The 16,294-nt window shown below is 38.2% G+C and carries 18 protein-coding genes; 1 reads left to right on the top strand and 17 read right to left on the bottom strand.

Going from position 1 to position 16,294, the window contains the following annotated elements; genetic code table 11:
- Nucleotides 1-280: 280 nt before the first annotated feature.
- From JZO71_RS08845 to fabT, 11 genes are all read right to left on the bottom strand, one after another.
- Nucleotides 281-1,066 (bottom strand): acetyl-CoA carboxylase carboxyl transferase subunit alpha, encoded by a 786-nt coding sequence (locus tag JZO71_RS08845; RefSeq protein WP_206899141.1) that lies wholly within the window; start codon nt 1,064-1,066, stop codon nt 281-283.
- The gene (gene accD / locus JZO71_RS08840) at nt 1,059-1,928 is read right to left on the bottom strand and encodes an acetyl-CoA carboxylase, carboxyltransferase subunit beta (RefSeq protein WP_206899140.1); all 870 of its coding nucleotides are present in this window, start codon (nt 1,926-1,928) and stop codon (nt 1,059-1,061) included. Before accD ends, JZO71_RS08845 begins: the two co-directional genes overlap by 8 nt.
- On the bottom strand, nt 1,929-3,308 hold the full coding sequence (locus JZO71_RS08835; RefSeq protein ID WP_206899139.1) for an acetyl-CoA carboxylase biotin carboxylase subunit: 1,380 nt from the start codon (nt 3,306-3,308) through the stop codon (nt 1,929-1,931).
- 7 nt (nt 3,309-3,315) lie between these two features.
- Nucleotides 3,316-3,735, bottom strand: coding sequence for a 3-hydroxyacyl-ACP dehydratase FabZ (fabZ, locus tag JZO71_RS08830; RefSeq protein WP_206899138.1), 420 nt, complete (start codon nt 3,733-3,735; stop codon nt 3,316-3,318).
- A 14-nt stretch (nt 3,736-3,749) separates the two neighbouring features.
- On the bottom strand, nt 3,750-4,235 hold the full coding sequence (gene accB, locus JZO71_RS08825; RefSeq protein ID WP_206899137.1) for an acetyl-CoA carboxylase biotin carboxyl carrier protein: 486 nt from the start codon (nt 4,233-4,235) through the stop codon (nt 3,750-3,752).
- A 2-nt stretch (nt 4,236-4,237) separates the two neighbouring features.
- Nucleotides 4,238-5,473 (bottom strand): beta-ketoacyl-ACP synthase II, encoded by a 1,236-nt coding sequence (fabF, locus tag JZO71_RS08820; RefSeq protein WP_206899136.1) that lies wholly within the window; start codon nt 5,471-5,473, stop codon nt 4,238-4,240.
- An 18-nt stretch (nt 5,474-5,491) separates the two neighbouring features.
- A complete protein-coding gene (gene fabG, locus JZO71_RS08815; RefSeq protein WP_206899135.1) occupies nt 5,492-6,229 on the bottom strand; it encodes a 3-oxoacyl-[acyl-carrier-protein] reductase in 738 nt (245 codons plus the stop codon).
- A gap of 2 nt (nt 6,230-6,231) precedes the next feature.
- Nucleotides 6,232-7,158 (bottom strand): ACP S-malonyltransferase, encoded by a 927-nt coding sequence (fabD, locus tag JZO71_RS08810; RefSeq protein ID WP_206899134.1) that lies wholly within the window; start codon nt 7,156-7,158, stop codon nt 6,232-6,234.
- Between the two features lie 104 nt (nt 7,159-7,262).
- Entirely contained in the window at nt 7,263-7,487 is a 225-nt protein-coding gene (locus JZO71_RS08805; protein ID WP_002287614.1) for an acyl carrier protein, read from the bottom strand.
- 60 nt (nt 7,488-7,547) lie between these two features.
- Nucleotides 7,548-8,510: a beta-ketoacyl-ACP synthase III gene (locus tag JZO71_RS08800; protein WP_206899133.1), complete on the bottom strand. Its 963-nt coding sequence runs from the start codon at nt 8,508-8,510 to the stop codon at nt 7,548-7,550.
- Between the two features lie 9 nt (nt 8,511-8,519).
- Entirely contained in the window at nt 8,520-8,960 is a 441-nt protein-coding gene (gene fabT, locus JZO71_RS08795; protein ID WP_067480856.1) for a fatty acid biosynthesis transcriptional regulator FabT, read from the bottom strand.
- 304 nt (nt 8,961-9,264) lie between these two features.
- On the opposite strand from fabT, the gene JZO71_RS08790 reads away from it, so the two are divergent.
- Nucleotides 9,265-10,200, top strand: a complete 936-nt coding sequence (locus tag JZO71_RS08790; RefSeq protein WP_206899132.1) for a GIY-YIG nuclease family protein — start codon at nt 9,265-9,267, stop codon at nt 10,198-10,200.
- Nucleotides 10,201-10,303: 103 nt separating this feature from the next.
- Here the strand turns inward: JZO71_RS08790 and JZO71_RS08785 are convergent, their stop codons facing one another.
- From JZO71_RS08785 to JZO71_RS08760, 6 genes are all read right to left on the bottom strand, one after another.
- Nucleotides 10,304-10,534 (bottom strand): YkuJ family protein, encoded by a 231-nt coding sequence (locus JZO71_RS08785; protein ID WP_206899131.1) that lies wholly within the window; start codon nt 10,532-10,534, stop codon nt 10,304-10,306.
- A gap of 85 nt (nt 10,535-10,619) precedes the next feature.
- Entirely contained in the window at nt 10,620-11,507 is an 888-nt protein-coding gene (locus JZO71_RS08780; RefSeq protein ID WP_206899130.1) for an NAD(P)-dependent oxidoreductase, read from the bottom strand.
- Nucleotides 11,508-11,582: 75 nt separating this feature from the next.
- A complete protein-coding gene (locus JZO71_RS08775; protein ID WP_206899129.1) occupies nt 11,583-12,806 on the bottom strand; it encodes a glycosyltransferase family 4 protein in 1,224 nt (407 codons plus the stop codon).
- Nucleotides 12,807-12,823: 17 nt separating this feature from the next.
- Nucleotides 12,824-13,873, bottom strand: coding sequence for an LTA glycolipid anchor biosynthesis glycosyltransferase, IagA/BgsA family (locus tag JZO71_RS08770; RefSeq protein WP_206899128.1), 1,050 nt, complete (start codon nt 13,871-13,873; stop codon nt 12,824-12,826).
- A gap of 187 nt (nt 13,874-14,060) precedes the next feature.
- Nucleotides 14,061-15,788 (bottom strand): phosphoenolpyruvate--protein phosphotransferase, encoded by a 1,728-nt coding sequence (ptsP, locus tag JZO71_RS08765; protein WP_206899127.1) that lies wholly within the window; start codon nt 15,786-15,788, stop codon nt 14,061-14,063.
- On the bottom strand, nt 15,788-16,054 hold the full coding sequence (locus JZO71_RS08760; RefSeq protein WP_002287602.1) for a phosphocarrier protein HPr: 267 nt from the start codon (nt 16,052-16,054) through the stop codon (nt 15,788-15,790). The genes ptsP and JZO71_RS08760 overlap by 1 nt, the downstream gene beginning before the upstream one ends.
- Nucleotides 16,055-16,294: the final 240 nt, after the last annotated feature.

The following is a 16,294-nucleotide window of genomic DNA, read 5'->3' as shown; positions in this document are numbered from 1 at the left end:
CCTCTAATATTTATACACTCAACATTAAGTTAATGAGTTATTATACATAATATCAGATTTTTTATTCATTTCAAGAGTAATTTTTGAAAAAACATGCGAAAATTCCATTTATTGTGAATTTTTCTTCGTTTTCGACTAAAAATATACTCCTACAACTTCATCCCAAACGATTCCAAGCCACTGAAAAGTCAGATTGAATCAAAGAAAAGCAAATTGCTTTGTCTTTTTCAATACAACAAAAAGAGGCTGGGAGAAATCCCAACCTCTTATCATCAATCGCTTAGTACTTACGGAATCTTTCATAACGCTTTTCAAGTAAAGTTGTTACATCCGTTTGCGATAATTCAGTTAATTTTTCAATCATTGATTTTTTCATCATGTATGCTACTTTAGCCCAAGGAATTGGTTCCCCATTAAAGGTTTCTGGAATCACCTTGTCCACAATCCCCAGCTCATGTAATTCAGGCGCAGTAATTTTCATCAACTCCGCCGCTTCAGCCGCTCGGCTTCCATCTTTCCATAAAATAGATGCAAAACCTTCTGGCGAAAGAATCGCATAAATCGTTTGCTCAAGCATCCAAACTTCATCAGCAACGCCTAGCGCAAGTGCCCCACCACTACCGCCTTCACCAATGATGATTGCTATAATTGGTACTTTTAAATCAGACATTTCTAAAAGATTTTTAGCGATTGCTTCTCCTTCACCACGTTCTTCTGCTCCGACCCCACAATAAGCTCCGGCAGTATTAATCAGCGTGATGACTGGTCGTTTAAATTTTTCTGCCTGTTTCATCAACCTCAAAGCTTTGCGGTACCCCTCTGGATGTGGTGAACCGAAGTTTCGTTGGATGTTTTCTTGTAGATCTCGACCCTTTTGGATGCCAATCACTGTGACTGGTTTGCCAGCTAAGCGAGCAACACCACCAACGATTGCTTCATCATCACCAAACAAACGATCACCATGAAACTCCTGAAATCCATCAAAAATTTCTTCAAAAAAATCTAAACTCGTCCAACGTTCTTTTGCTCTAGCTAGTTGAACAACCTCATGAGCCGTTTTATTCATGATCCAACCAACCTTTCTGTGTATGCAACTCAAGCAACTGATGAATGGTCTGCTTCAAGTCTGTGCGTGGAACGATCTGATCAACAAAACCATGCGCTAACAAAAATTCTGCCTTTTGAAAGTCTTCTGGTAATTCCTGTTTAATCGTTTGTTCAATTACCCGACGGCCAGCAAAACCAATCAGACTTTGTGGTTCAGCTAAAATCACGTCCCCTTCCATCGCAAAACTAGCAGTTACACCACCAGTTGTTGGATCAGTCAAAATTGTTAAATAAAAAAGTCCTGCATTGCTGTGACGTTTTACCGCGGCGGAAATTTTTGCCATTTGCATTAAAGAAAAAATACCTTCTTGCATTCTGGCACCACCAGAGGCAGTAAACAACACCACGGGTAATTTAGCTGTTAACGCTCGTTCAAATAATCTAGTTATTTTTTCGCCAACAATCGTTCCCATGCTCCCCATAATAAAGTTTGAATCCATCACGCCAATTGCCAAAGGAATGTCATTGATCGTTGCTTTACCAGTCAAAACAGCTTCATGCAAGCCAGTTTTTTCTTGCATTGTTTCAATTTTTTCTTGGTATCCAGGAAAGTTCAAAGGATCTTCTGTTGCTAATTCAGTATCCCATTCTTCAAAACTTTTTTCATCAATCGTTAACGCTAATCGCTGCCAAGCACTGATACGAAACGTGTAACCACAATTCGGACAAACGCGTTCTTCACCAATATCTTTTGTATAAATGATGTGTTTACAATTCGGACACTTTGCCCACATGTTGTCAGGAACAGTTGGTGGACTTGTAGGCTGAGCTCCTCGATTTGGGTTAATGCGAATATATTTTTTCTTCTTAAACAGAGCCATCTACTCGCCTCCAATCTCCGTTTCAGGTGTCCAATTTGGTAAAAATTCTTCTTGTAAAAATGCCGTCGTGTAATCACCAGCAATCACTGCTGGATGACTAATCAAGTCCATTTGAAATTCGGCATTTGTCACAACACCATCTGTCACGATTTCACTTAAGGCACGTTGCATTTTCATCAACGCCTCAAAGCGAGTATCGCCGTGAACAATGACTTTAGCAATCATTGAATCATAGTATGGAGGTATTTTATAGCCTGAATAAACTGCACTATCGACACGTAAACCCATTCCTCCAGCAGGAAGTAATAAGTTTTCAATGGTTCCAGGTGAAGGGGCAAAATGAAAAGCTGGATTTTCCGCATTGATTCGACATTCAATCGCATGACCTTGAAACTTGATGTCGCTTTGTTCTAACCCCAATGGTTCGCCTGCTGCGATTTCAATTTGCTTTTTCACTAAGTCAACATTCGTTACCATTTCTGTCACTGGATGTTCTACTTGAATTCGCGTATTCATTTCCATAAAGTAAAAGGCACCAGATTCATCCATCAGAAATTCAATGGTTCCAGCATTTTCGTAATCCACAGCTTTCGCTGCACGAACAGCCGCAGCGCCTAAATCTGCACGTTTTGCAGCAGAAATCACAACAGATGGGGATTCTTCAAGAACTTTTTGATTATTTCTTTGTAACGAACAATCACGCTCACCCAAATGAATGACATTCCCATAATGGTCACCCAATATCTGAACTTCAATATGTCTTGCTGGATAAATGATTTTTTCCAAATACATTTCGTCATTTCCAAACGCAGCAGCAGCTTCTTGTTGTGCTGAAGCAAAGTGTTGTGGTAGGTCTTCTTTGGTCATCACCTTCCGAATTCCTTTACCACCACCACCAGCCGCGGCCTTTAGCATAACTGGGTAACCAATCTTATCCGCAACAGACAAAGCTTCTTCTACAGTAGAAAGTACGCCTTTACTTCCCGGAATCACCGGAACTTTCGCTTCTTGCATCAAGCGACGGGCATTAATTTTATTCCCCATCGCATCAATTGTTTCACTTTTAGGCCCAATAAAAACAATATTGCACTCTTCACACATTGATGCAAAACGACTATTTTCAGATAAAAAACCAAAACCTGGATGAATCGCTTCTGCCTTAGTAACGATTGCCGCACTTAAAACCTGTTGAACGTTCAAATAGGAATCAACAGCTTTAGCTGGTCCAATGCAAATCGCTTCATCTGCTAATTGGGTATGCAGTGCGTCAGCATCTGCTTCTGAATATACAGCAACTGTTTGAATACCTAATTCACGACAGGCACGAATAATCCGCACGGCAATTTCACCGCGGTTAGCTATCAAAACTTTTGAAAACATATTTCACCTATCCAATCATAAAGGTTAATTCAGCTTCGGCAACTTTTTTGCCATCCACTTTTGCGACACCCTTCCCGATTCCTGCGGAAGATTTTACTTTGATAATTTCAACTTCCAAGTACAAAGTATCTCCTGGTGTCACTTTGCGACGGAATTTTGCTTTATCCAATCCGCCAAAATAAGCTGTCTTTCCTTTAAATTGTTCTAAAGACAATAAGGCAACTGCCCCAGCTTGTGCCATTGCTTCAACAATCAGCACACCTGGCATAACTGGTTCTTCCGGAAAATGTCCTTGAAAAAAAGGTTCATTGATTGTGACATTTTTCTTAGCGATAACTCTTTCGCCTGCAACCATTTCTTCCACTCGATCAATCAGCAACATTGGGTAACGATGTGGAATGATTTCTTTGATTTCTTGAATATTCATCTTCTACCTCTTTCTTATTTTGGCTGAATTTTAACGAGTGGTTGACCAAATTCAACAACTTCTTCATTTTCAACCAGAATTTCAACAATTTCTCCGTCAAATTCACTGGTAATCTCATTCATTAGTTTCATCGCTTCAATAATACAGATGATTTCACCTTTTGCTACTTGGTCACCAACTTTTTTGTAAGCTGGTTTATCCGGTGATGGTTGTAAATATACAACACCAACAATTGGTGATTTTACTTCGATACCCTCAATTTCTTGCTTCGTATCTGCTACGACAGACTGTTCCTTGACCGGTTCATCTGGTTTGATTTCTGGTTTAGCTGATACAGGTTGAACTGCAGGTGCTTCCATCGTTTGGGGCGCTGTTGCTGCTCCACGGCTTGTATTATTTTTATTCATATAAAGTTCAAATTGACCTTCGCGCAAATCAAATTCAGTCAAAGAAGATTGATCAAATTGCGTTACTAGTTCTTTAATTTCACTGATATTCAAACTTATTCCTCCCAGCGTTTCATACAAAGGACCGCATTGTGTCCACCGAAACCTAGTGAGTTACTCATTGCATAAGTAATTTCAGCAGGTTTACTGTCATTTTTTACGACTGTTAAATCAATTTCTGGATCTTGATTCATTACGTTGATTGTTGGTGGTACAAATTGGTGCTCTAACGCTAACAACGTTGCTAAAGCTTCGATTCCCCCAGCAGCGCCTAGTAAATGACCTGTCATTGATTTCGTACTGCTGACATAGGTTTCTCGGAAGTTTTCACCAAGTGCTAATTGAATTGCTTTTGCTTCTGCTTGATCATTTGCAGGTGTGCTTGTTCCATGCGCATTGATATAACCCACTTCTTCTGGTTGGATTCCTGCTTCGTCCATTGCCAATTTCATTGCTTTTGAAGCGCCTGATCCGTCTGGTGTTGGTGCTGTCATATGATAGGCATCACAATTTGAACCATAACCAACGATTTCACCATAGATTTTTGCACCACGTGCTTTTGCATGTTCCAAGGACTCAATCACTAAGATTCCAGCGCCTTCTCCCATAACAAAACCATTACGCTCTTCATCAAATGGAATGGAACCACGTGTTGGATCTGTAGCAGTTGATAAAGCTGTCAACGCAGCAAAACCTGCGATTCCCATTTCACAAATTGTCGCTTCTGTTCCGCCAGCTAAGATAACATCTGAATAGCCATGTTTGATGTTACGGTAAGCTTCACCAATCGAGTTCGTTCCACTAGCACAAGCTGTAACGATTGATGTACAGATTCCCTTAGCACCTACCCGCAAGGCAATATTTCCAGCAGCCATGTTAGCGATCGACATAGGAACAAACATTGGTGATACGCGCTTAGCACCTTTTTCATGCAAACGAATCACTTGATTTTCAATTGTTGGTAAACCACCAATTCCTGAGCCAACGATAACGCCGAAACGGTCTTGATCGATTTTTTCTTTTTCTAATCCACTCATTTCAATTGCTTCAAGAGCGGCATAGATTCCATAAATCGAAAACATGTCCATACGTTTGCTGTCTTTTTTAACAAAGTATTTATCATAAGGGAAATCTTTTACTTCACCAGCGAGCGTAATCCCTGTTTCAGTTGCATCAAATTTTGTAATTGGTGCAATTCCGTTCGTTCCATTTTTTAAACTATCTAAAAAGCTATCTCCATCGTTTCCGATTGGCGAAGTAACACCATAGCCTGTAATTACTACTCGATTCATCAATCATCTTCCTTTCTATTATCCGTGCATGACCAAACCGCCATCAACATTGATCACTTGACCTGTGATGTACGCATTTTCTGCTAAGAAAACTGCAGCTTTGGCAATATCTTCCACATTACCAAAGCGTTGCAATGGAATTTGTTTTGTAACTTGTTCTTTCACCTTTTCAGATAGAACATCCGTCATATCTGTTGCAATAAAGCCTGGCGCAATGGCATTACATGTGATTCCACGCGTCGCTACTTCTCGGGCAACTGATTTTGTTAAGCCAACAACTCCAGCTTTACTAGCTGCATAGTTTGCTTGTCCGACATTTCCGATTAAGCCAGAAACGCTTGCCAAATTGATGATTGCACCTTCACGTTTCTTCATCATTTGTTTTAGAACATGTTGGGTCATGTTGAATGTACCAGTCAAATTGATATCCAAACATTTTTTGAAATCTTCAGCGTCCATACGAAGTAATAATTTGTCATTCGTGATTCCAGCATTATTGACTAAAATATCAACAGAACCTAACTTCTCTTGCGCTTCCCTGATCATGTCACCTGCTTTAGTAAAATCAGAGATATCACCAGATACCCCAATACAGGTAACACCTAAAGCTGAAATTTCAGCCAATTTTTCTGAAGAAATCGCGCTGCGACCATTTAAGACAATATTGGCACCTGCTTTAGCAAACGCAATTGCGATTGCTTCCCCGATGCCTCTTGTACTTCCTGTGACAAAAACGTTTTTTCCTCTAACGTCCATAATTACCTCCCTGATAATCGTTGATAAGTTTCTTCAAATGTTTGTTGATTCTCAACACGGTAAACAGGAATCGTTTTATCGATTTTTTTCATAAAACCACTCAAGACTTTCCCTGGTCCGACTTCAATCATTTGGTCAATTCCCAATGATTTTAATTTTTCAATACTTTCATAAAAACGAACAGGCGACTTTACTTGACGCTCTAACAAGTTAGGAATTGTCTCTTTTGTCATGATCTCAGTGGTGGTATTGCTAATCACTGGAATCTTTGGTTCGTTGAATGAGATTGATTTTAATTCCTTTGCTAGTTTTTGCGCTGCTGGCGCTAGGATGCCTGTATGAAATGGGCCACTAACATTTAATGGAATCATTCGTTTGGCACCTTGTTCTTGTAACAAGGTCATCGCCGCCTCAACAGCTGCTACTTCTCCACCAATAACGATTTGTTGTGGTGTATTATAATTTGCAGGTGAAACAATGCCAAACTGACTTGCTTCTTGGCAACAAGCTTCAATCACTTCAATCGGTGTATTCATAACAGCGACCATTTTTCCGCTTCCGGTTGGCGCCGCCTCAGTCATATAAGCACCGCGTTTCGCCACTAATGCTACTGCTTCCCCAAACGATAGCGCTTCACTTGCCACCAATGCCGAATACTCTCCTAAGCTAAGCCCTAATGCTGCGTCAGGAGTGATTCCTTGTTCTTGTAATAAACGATAATAGGCAACACTTACCGTTAAAATCGCCGGCTGTGTATAAGTTGTCTGATTTAGCTGCTGATTCTCAGTAAAACATAAGTCTGCCATGTCATAACCAAGAATTTGGCTTGCTTCCTCAAATGTTTGCTTTACTACAGGTTCATGATATAAATCTTGACCCATGCCTTGATATTGAGCACCTTGCCCACTAAATAAAAATGCTGTCTTCATTATATTCTCCAATAATTTAGGATAGACGATTAAGTATCCATTTATTCAAAAAGGCCAAGACATTTCATATCGGAAATGTCCCAGCCCCCAACCTTATTACATGATTATGCAGTTTGTTTTTCAACGTAAGTAACTAAATCTTGTACAGTTTTAATGCCATCTTCTGTTTCAATTTTCACATCAAATTCATCTTCGATTTCGTTGATGATTTGGAATAAGTCCAAGCTATCAGCTTCTAAATCTTCTTGAATATCTGTTGTTAATTTAATTTCTTCTGTTTCTTTCCCTAATTCTTCTGCAATAATTTCTTGAATTTTTTCGAATACCATACGATATATTCCTCCGATATTGTTTACAATTTTATAGTTTTATTTTTATCATTTATCAGTTTATAGCTCCATGAGGATACTTCCCCATGTTAAACCTCCGCCATAACCTGTAAATACCACTTTTTGATTACTGCCTAATTGAAGCGTCCCAGCGGAAACTGCCTCGTCTAATAAAATAGGAATACTTGCAGCAGAAGTATTACCATACTTATCCATGTTTGCTAGAAACTGCTCTTGTGGAATTTTGACTTTCCGAGCGATTTTCTCAATAATTCGTTGATTTGCTTGGTGCAAAAGTAGATAATCAACTGAATTTTCTTGCGTTATTTCTTTTAGATTCTTCGCGACATCACGGACTGCAAAGTCAAAAATATCACGTCCAACCATTTGTAAGTAGTAAGAACCTTCTGACTTTTCAGAATAAAATGGACTTTGATTTTCATAATATCCTGCTGTTAATGAAGAACCTCTTGTGCCATCTGTTGCCAAATGCTCCACTAATAATTTTTGTGTCGCGCCAGCTTCTAATAACACACCACCTGCTCCATCACCGAATAATACAGCTGTCGAGCGGTCTGTCCAGTCAAGTAACTTAGACAGCGTTTCTCCACCAATCACAAGCCCTTTTTTTGAGCCGCAGCGAATCATTTTTTCAGCAATACTTAGTGCATACACAAAACCAGTACAAGCAGCACTCAAATCAAAAGCAATTGCTTTGGTTGCTCCCAATCGTCCTTGGACTTGCGCAGCCACTGAAGGCATCGCATAATCAGGAGAAATCGTAGCAACTACGATGAAATCTAGTTCTTCTGGCTGCATTTTTTGCTTTTCTAGTAATTTTTGCGCAACTAGGAAACAAAGATCTGATGTTGTTTGATTTGTTACACAACGTCTTTCTCTAATCCCAGTTCGTGAACTGATCCATTCATCGGATGTTTCCATCATCTGTGAAAGTTCATCGTTGGTCACGATTCTTTCAGGAAGTACACTTGCAGTTGCCGTAATTGTTCCAAATTGTTCCATTAGCGTTCCTCACTTATACTCTCGCAAGAAATCATGCAAGTTTTTCAGTGCATTTAACAAAGCATGTTGTTCTTGGTCGCCCATTCCGTCCAGAATATTTTTGACCATCTCTCGATGAAAATGTTGGTGTACGCGATATAATAGCTTACCCTTTTTCGTTAAGCCTAGTTTTACCACACGCCGATCATCTTCACTGCGAATACGCTCAACATACCCTTTTTTCACTAATTTGTTGATGGCAGTGGTCAAGGTCCCAACAGTGATCGATAACTCCTTTGCTACTTCTGAAGTTGTTTTTTTCTTATACATACCGATTGCCTCGATCGTATGCATCTCAGTAATTGATAGATCGTTGAATTGTGATTTTTTCAATTCAGACTCTTCGATCGTCAAAATATCATTGAACACACTTACGAGATAATCATTAACTGTTTTCAAATCTGGTTCCATGTTCCACCATCCACTAATTAGTTTGATTATCAAATCTTTTGATGTTCAAACTATATCTTAACTTTTTTCAAAAATCAACCATATTCAGTGATTTTTTTTGATTCTCAGTTTATTTTAAGAAAAAACTCATTTATAAATGTTGATAAAACAAATATTCAACAATGATAGATTAAAAATTTATTCTGAAAAAATATTTTGATTATCAAAGCTTTTTTGTTTATTTATTTTCTAAAAAACAAGTTTTCTTGTTTGTTTTTTTCAAATTTGTTATAGTCTTTTTGATTGAAAGACAAAAGGAGGAGTTATGCTTAAAGAAAAAGTCAAAAATATACCTCTTCTTCCTGGGGTTTATTTAATGAAAGATAAACACGGCTCGGTGATTTATGTTGGTAAAGCTAAACAGTTAAAAAATCGTGTAAGTAGTTACTTTCAACAAAACAAGCAACATTCAAATAAAGTACTAAGAATGATACATACAATTGTCGATTTTGATTTTGTCGTTGTAGATACCGAACTAGACGCGCTACTCTTAGAATGCGAACTAATTCAACACTATCACCCCATTTATAATCGACAAATGAACTACTTTACTAATTATAATTATCTGCAATTAACTGACAGTGGTTTTATTCTGTCGGATGATCCAACTTCTCAAAGTTTTGGTCCTTTTCGCTCTTATAAAAAAATGCCTACTATCTTACGCATTTTAGAAGAAACTTACCAAATGCCTTGGTTAAAAGAAATTAGTCTACTAGCTTTGCGAACACAGCTTCCAACAATCAGTCAATTATCCTTTCAACAAAAGAAAAAAGAAATCTACGGACTTCTACAAGGTCGAAATAAAAAAATTTTGTCTTATCTTAAACAACGACAAGAACATTTTATTGAACTTCTCAATTTTGAACGTGCAAGTAGTATCCAAAATGAGATCGAACTAATGACTTCCTTCATTCGACAAATTAGAAACCAAAACGCATTTTTGCAAACACCTTATCTTACTTTGGCTTTACCCGTTGCGGCAAATCCACAGCTAACAAAATATTATCTAGTTTGCTACGGTCAATTAGTAGCGACATCTAAACTGGCTAATGATATCCCACCTGATTTTCATTCCACCGCCGGAAGCGATACTTTAGCAAAAAAACAACAATTGACAAAGGCGGAAGTTGATCCTGTTCAAATTTTGCTCAGCTACCAGCGGAAGCTTAGTAAAGAACCACCACAAATAAATAATCAATGAGTAACTTCTAATAGCCACTCAAAAGTACAACATAAAAAGACCGAGACGAATAATCATCTCGGTCTTTTTATGTTGTGTACAAGCTTACGCTAAATTAGCCAAACTATTGGATTAAGTCGTAGATTTCCATCGCAACGATATCAATATTATCAAACTCGTATTGTTGATGTGTATCTGTTTCAGTTAATTCAAATGTAGCAGTTGCTTTATCATAAGTTACTGTACATTTTTCAACGCCTTCTTTTTCAAAGCGACGAACTTGCAACTCGTTGTCTGCTGATTCGACCATAGCCTCCAGTCGTTTAATAATTGCGACTAATTGTGAATGTGTCATAGGAGGTCCTCCTTTTCTTATTTCTGTTATATTGTAACAAAGTCATGGCTGTCTTGCATTGATTTTCGCGAAAAAAACCAGTTTTTTATGATTTTTTTTCTGGGACATTTCCATTCGGCCACCAAAGTTTAATCAACGCTTGTGTGCCATCGTTTTCAAACCCTTTACCAGCCAACTGTTCGTACAAAATAAGTGCTTGTTTAGTAGCAGGCAATTCAAGTGATTGATTTTCTGCTTCATCTAATGCAATTTTTAAATCTTTGATAAAATGTTTAACAAAAAATCCAGGAGAATAGTCTTCACGTAAAATACGTGGTGCATAATTGCTCAACGACCAGTTTGCTGCACTACCACCAGAAAGCGTTTCAATCACTTTTTTCAAATCAAGTTGATTTTTTTCTGCGTAAGCTAACATTTCGGTCATTCCTGTCATTGTCCCAGCAATCATGATTTGATTAGCCATCTTAGTATGCTGTCCCTTTCCTGCGCCACCATGTAACGTGAAAGTTGAGCCAAACTCTCTAAAAATCGGCAAAACTTTTTCATAAATATCTTCTCGTCCACCAACCATAATTGTTAATGTAGCATTTTTTGCCCCCAAATCACCACCTGATACAGGAGCATCTAATGCAGCTGCTCCTTTTTCAGAAGCTGTCTGAGCAATTTTCTCTGCCAAAGTTGGTGTACTAGTTGTTAAATCAACCACAATTTTTCCTGAAACATCTGCTGAAAAAATGCCATTTTGTCCATAATAAATTTCTTCAACATCCGTTGGATAACCGACCATTGTAAAAATCACTTGACTTTGTTCAGCCACTAATTGTGGTGTATCTGCCCAAACAGCTCCCTTAGCAACTAAAGAATCTGCTTTTGCTTTTGTCCGATTATAAACGACCACTTCATATCCTGCTCGTAATAAGTGTTCAACAATAGAACTACCCATTACACCTGTTCCAATAAATCCGAGTTTCATGTTCTAACCTCCTAAAAAAAACCTTGACTCTAGTATACGCTAGAATCAAGGTTTGTTAAGAATAAATTGCTTTATTTATCGTTTAAATGAATTTAATTTAATTTTGATTCGCTCGATGGAAGCTTCTTCTTCTTTTCGACGCGTTTCTTCTTCATGATAAACAATCATATCTTGGTAAAATTCAATCATTGCTTCACCAAAATGCGTAGACGAAATTTCATAAAGTTTTGCGGCTAGAACTGCTTCATCACCAGGAATATCATCTACTATATATTGAATAAGTGCTTGTGCAAAATCTTCGTCTGTTTCAAAAGTCTTCCCTAAGGATGCATGATCGAACAGGCGATTCAAATAAGCGTTACCTTCAACCACACACGGTGTACCAGCCGCCATAGCTTCTGTATACGTGAGCCCTTGTGTTTCAGAAGTGGACGCGCTGACAAAATAATCTGCTGCTTTATAATAAAGAGCAACTGCATTGTTATCAACTTCACCGGTAAACTGAACAACTTCTTGTAAGTCCAATTCTTCTATTAAATCCTGTAATTCTTCCATATAAGGCCCTTTTCCCACAATCACTAAGCGTGCGTTTGGATAAGACGCAATGACTTCTGGAAAGCCTTGAATAATTGCTTGAATATTTTTCTCATAAGAGAGCCGACTAAGCGAAAGCACCATCAATTGGTCATCAGTTAATCCTAATGACGACCGTAATGTACTGATTTCCTGAGTGGTAATATCTGCTCGCTTAAATTTTTCGATATCAATCCCCGTTGGAATCACTCGTAAAGGCGCAACTACACCATACCCGCGCAGTGTGTCAATCACTCGTTCACTTGGACAGACAACGCCTGTCGTATGGTTAGCAAAAATACGCGAAAAATATTTGACGTGTGACTGTCTGATCACTTTACCATTTGCAATATAATGAAGATAATCTTCATACATTGTATGGTACGTATGAATAACTGGAATTTTCAATTTTCTGGCTACCATTTTCCCCAAAATTCCCGCTCCAAACTCAGTATGCGTATGGATCAAATCCAGCTCCAACTCCTTGGCAACTAAATAAGCATACCACATGCCTCTTACAACGATTCGTCGATCTTTGAAAGAAACAAACGGGACACTTGGCATCCTAATAACATCTTTTTCTAATTTATCCGCATTCGGATCTGTTGTAGTGAAAATATAGACTTCATGACCATTTTTTTCAAGCTCATCTTTTAATGTCTTGATTGATGTAGAAACTCCGCTAACTTGCGGAAAATAGGTATCGGTAAAAAAGCCAACTTTCATGTTTTTTTGCCTCCAAACTACCTTTTCATTGATTTACTTTTTCTTACCTCTAAAGGTGTTTCTTGTTCCTCCAACACCGTTTCATAAACTTCTTGAAGTTCTTGGCCAATTCGTTCGATGCTTCGTTCCTCAGCTGTTTTATAGCCGGCGTGCACCAAACTTGGGATCTCTTTTTCAGTTATTTGTCTGATTTTCTCAATAAATTCTTGATTCGTTCGTCCCATGTAACAGTTTTTACCATCTTGTAACCAGCCTTCATAAACTGGAATATCTCTAACTAAGACATTTTGTCGGCTTGCTAACGCCTCTAAAACAACGATTCCTTCAGTTTCTTCATAGGAAGGAAAGAAAAACAAGTCCGCACCCGAATAAGCCCCTTCAATAACATCTCCACGAATATAACCAGGAAATATGACATTTTTTGGATGATCTTCTTTGACGATTTTTCGAATATTTTTAGGTATCGAGTACATCGGCACATGACCAAACCAAATAAATGTGTACTCAGGCATTTTTCTAGCAATTTCAACGAAGTCAATGATTCCCTTTCGTTCAAAAAACAAACCAACACAAATCACTACTTTTTGATTTGGAGATAAATCAAAATATTCTCTAAATTTTTGTTCTTTCGTAAGATCCGGTTGGTATTTATCTAAATCAATCCCATTGGAAATCGCACGAATGGGCACTTCGATTCCGTAGCTTTCCAGTAACCTTTTAGAATATGGCGTAGGTGTAATCAAATAGTCTGCCTTTTGATACAAACTCACTAGATATTTTTTGACGACAGGAGATAATTGGTTAGAGCCAATGAACGAATTGCGAAAGTCTTCTTCTGTCGAATGTGCATGATAAACAACCTTTTTGCCATCTCTTCGCGCTTTGTTAACCATATTATGACTATTGATACCATAAGTATTGATGTGCAAAATGTCATAGTCATCATTGGTATCTAAGGTATAGGGAATCCCTACATCTGACAAAGCACGCTTTTGATGATCAAGCGCACGTCCAATCCCAGATTTTGCAAGTATTTTTTCACTTTCAAAATATAATAATACTTTCACCTTACGTCCCCCTTCTCCTATATAGTATAACATAGCCATGAAACTGTCACTCAAACTTAAGCCCTATTTTTCAACAACTTTAAAAGTAAGCGATTCAATTGAAAGAACTAATCCGATTTTGAGGAAACAAAAAAAGTGTTAGAAATCTCACTAAGTTAGCGAAAATTCTAACACTCAATAATCAAGCTTATTTTACGTATTCATTTACAAGTTCAACGACTTCTTCCATTGTATCGCAGTCTTTCAACGCGCGATCAGCAAGTTCAGCCATTTTCGTTGTATCTAAACGTTTCATCAAGCTACGTGTTTTAAGGATAGATGTTGCACTCATTGAGAACTCATCTAAGCCCATACCAACTAATAGAGGCACAGCTGTTTGATCCCCAGCCATTTCTCCACACATTCCAGCCCACTTGCCTTCAGCATGCGCTGCGTCAATTACGTTTTTAATTAAACGTAAGATTGATGGATTGTAAGGTTGATATAGATATGAAACACGTTCGTTCATGCGGTCAGCAGCCATAGTATATTGAATCAAGTCGTTTGTACCTACTGAGAAGAAGTCAACTTCCTTAGCAAACTTGTCAGCAATGACAGCTGCGGCAGGAATTTCAATCATAATTCCGACTTGGATCGTATCAGATACTTCCACGCCTTCACTGATTAATTTTTGTTTTTCATCTTCAAAGATTCCTTTTGCTGCACGGAATTCTTTCAAAGTAGCTACCATTGGGAACATGATACGCAAGTTACCATGAACAGAGGCGCGTAACAATGCACGCATTTGTGTGCGGAACATGTCATCACCTTGTTCAGACAAGCTGATACGTAGTGCACGATAACCCAAGAATGGGTTCATTTCGTGTGGTAATTGTAAGTAAGGTAATTCTTTGTCCCCACCGATGTCCATTGTACGAACAACAACAGGTTTACCTTCCATACCTTCTAAAACAGCTTTATAAGCTTCATATTGGTCATCTTCTGTAGGGAAGTCTGGAGAATCCATGTATAAGAATTCTGTACGATAAAGACCAACAGCTTCTCCGCCGTTGTTATGAACACCAACTAAATCTTTTGGCGTTCCGATATTTGCAGCCAATTCAAAATGCTTGCCATCAGCCGTAACTGTTTCAGCATTTTTTAATTTTTCCCATTCTGCTTTTTGTGCAGCGTAAGATTCACCTGCTTTAATAAATTCAGCCTTTTGTTCGTCCGTTGGTTCGATGATAACGTCACCTTCGATACCATTAACAGCCAACATTTGACCTTCTTTTACTTTAGCAGTGATTTCTTTTGTTCCAACGATTGCTGGAATTTCTAAAGAACGAGCCATAATTGCAGAGTGAGAAGTACGTCCGCCAATATCAGTCACAAAAGCTTTAACGAATGTACGATCTAATTGAGCTGTGTCACTTGGTGTCAAATCATGGGCAACAACGACAACTTCTTCGTTGATCATTGAAGGATTTGGCAAGTTCACGCCTAATAGATGCGCTAAAATACGTTTTGCAACGTCACGAATGTCAGCAGCACGTTCTTGCATATAAGCGTTGTCATCCATAGCTTCAAACATGCCAATATACATATCAGTTACTTCTTTAAGAGCTGATTCAGCATTCACACTGTTATCTTTAATATTTTGCTTGATTTGACCAATCATCTCTGGGTCTGATAGAACCATCAAATGAGCATCAAATACTTGCGCTTCTGCTTCACCTAAGCTTTGCGCTGCTTTTTCACGAATTTGTTGCAATTCTTCAGTAGATTTTGATAATGCAGCATCTAAACGAGTTTCTTCAGCAGCTGTATCTTCTACTGTTGTCTTACTGAATGATAAATCCGGTTGAACTAGCAGGTAAGCTTTTGCAACGGCTACACCGTCACTAGCGGCAATCCCTTTTAGCATTTCAACCATTATTCAGATAAGCCTTCTTTCTTCATTGTTTCTACGATAGCTGCCATAGCGTCTGCTTCGTCAGCACCTTCAGCTGTAATTGTAACGTCAGAACCTTGACCTACACCTAAAGACATAACGCCCATGATAGATTTCAAGTTTACTGATTTACCTTTATACTCTAAGTTTACATCAGAGTTAAATTTGCTTGCTGTTTGTACTAATAATGTAGCTGGACGTGCGTGGATCCCAGTTTCTGCTACTACGTGAAATTCTTTCTTTTCCATATTGATCGGTCTCCTTTAAGTGAGTGTTGTTTTTTATGTGAGGGTTTTCTTTTTTAGCAATCCAGAAGATTTCTAATAAAGCTTTACCCTTTCATTTGTAAAGATTACCATTTTTTCTCGACAGATACAACAGTTTTCATTCAAATTCAGTGAAAAGTATTTTATTTAAACTTCTTTTCTTTTCGTTATTGGATTTACTCTTTCGCATTCTTTCATTGATTGCGTTTCCAACAATTACCC

The organism is Candidatus Enterococcus courvalinii (assembly GCF_017315945.1).
GTDB classification, from domain to species: Bacteria; Bacillota; Bacilli; order Lactobacillales; family Enterococcaceae; genus Enterococcus_B; species Enterococcus_B courvalinii.
The sequence above is the reverse complement of the archived record's forward strand: the minus strand, read 5'-3'. Positions and strand labels throughout refer to the sequence as shown.

Excerpts from the sequence above, each read along its gene's own strand:
- JZO71_RS08785 (WP_206899131.1), bottom strand. The coding sequence starts at position 10,534 with ATGACACATTCACAATTAGTCGCAATTATTAAACGACTGGAGGCTATG.
- accD (WP_206899140.1), bottom strand. The coding sequence starts at position 1,928 with ATGGCTCTGTTTAAGAAGAAAAAATATATTCGCATTAACCCAAATCGA.
- fabF (WP_206899136.1), bottom strand. The coding sequence starts at position 5,473 with ATGAATCGAGTAGTAATTACAGGCTATGGTGTTACTTCGCCAATCGGA.
- JZO71_RS08845 (WP_206899141.1), bottom strand. The coding sequence starts at position 1,066 with ATGAATAAAACGGCTCATGAGGTTGTTCAACTAGCTAGAGCAAAAGAA.
- JZO71_RS08790 (WP_206899132.1), top strand. The coding sequence starts at position 9,265 with ATGCTTAAAGAAAAAGTCAAAAATATACCTCTTCTTCCTGGGGTTTAT.
- fabZ (WP_206899138.1), bottom strand. The coding sequence starts at position 3,735 with ATGAATATTCAAGAAATCAAAGAAATCATTCCACATCGTTACCCAATG.
- fabD (WP_206899134.1), bottom strand. The coding sequence starts at position 7,158 with ATGAAGACAGCATTTTTATTTAGTGGGCAAGGTGCTCAATATCAAGGC.
- JZO71_RS08835 (WP_206899139.1), bottom strand. The coding sequence starts at position 3,308 with ATGTTTTCAAAAGTTTTGATAGCTAACCGCGGTGAAATTGCCGTGCGG.
- fabT (WP_067480856.1), bottom strand. The coding sequence starts at position 8,960 with ATGGAACCAGATTTGAAAACAGTTAATGATTATCTCGTAAGTGTGTTC.
- fabG (WP_206899135.1), bottom strand. The coding sequence starts at position 6,229 with ATGGACGTTAGAGGAAAAAACGTTTTTGTCACAGGAAGTACAAGAGGC.
- JZO71_RS08780 (WP_206899130.1), bottom strand. The coding sequence starts at position 11,507 with ATGAAACTCGGATTTATTGGAACAGGTGTAATGGGTAGTTCTATTGTT.
- JZO71_RS08760 (WP_002287602.1), bottom strand. The coding sequence starts at position 16,054 with ATGGAAAAGAAAGAATTTCACGTAGTAGCAGAAACTGGGATCCACGCA.
- JZO71_RS08775 (WP_206899129.1), bottom strand. The coding sequence starts at position 12,806 with ATGAAAGTTGGCTTTTTTACCGATACCTATTTTCCGCAAGTTAGCGGA.
- JZO71_RS08800 (WP_206899133.1), bottom strand. The coding sequence starts at position 8,510 with ATGGAACAATTTGGAACAATTACGGCAACTGCAAGTGTACTTCCTGAA.
- ptsP (WP_206899127.1), bottom strand. The coding sequence starts at position 15,788 with ATGGTTGAAATGCTAAAAGGGATTGCCGCTAGTGACGGTGTAGCCGTT.
- JZO71_RS08805 (WP_002287614.1), bottom strand. The coding sequence starts at position 7,487 with ATGGTATTCGAAAAAATTCAAGAAATTATTGCAGAAGAATTAGGGAAA.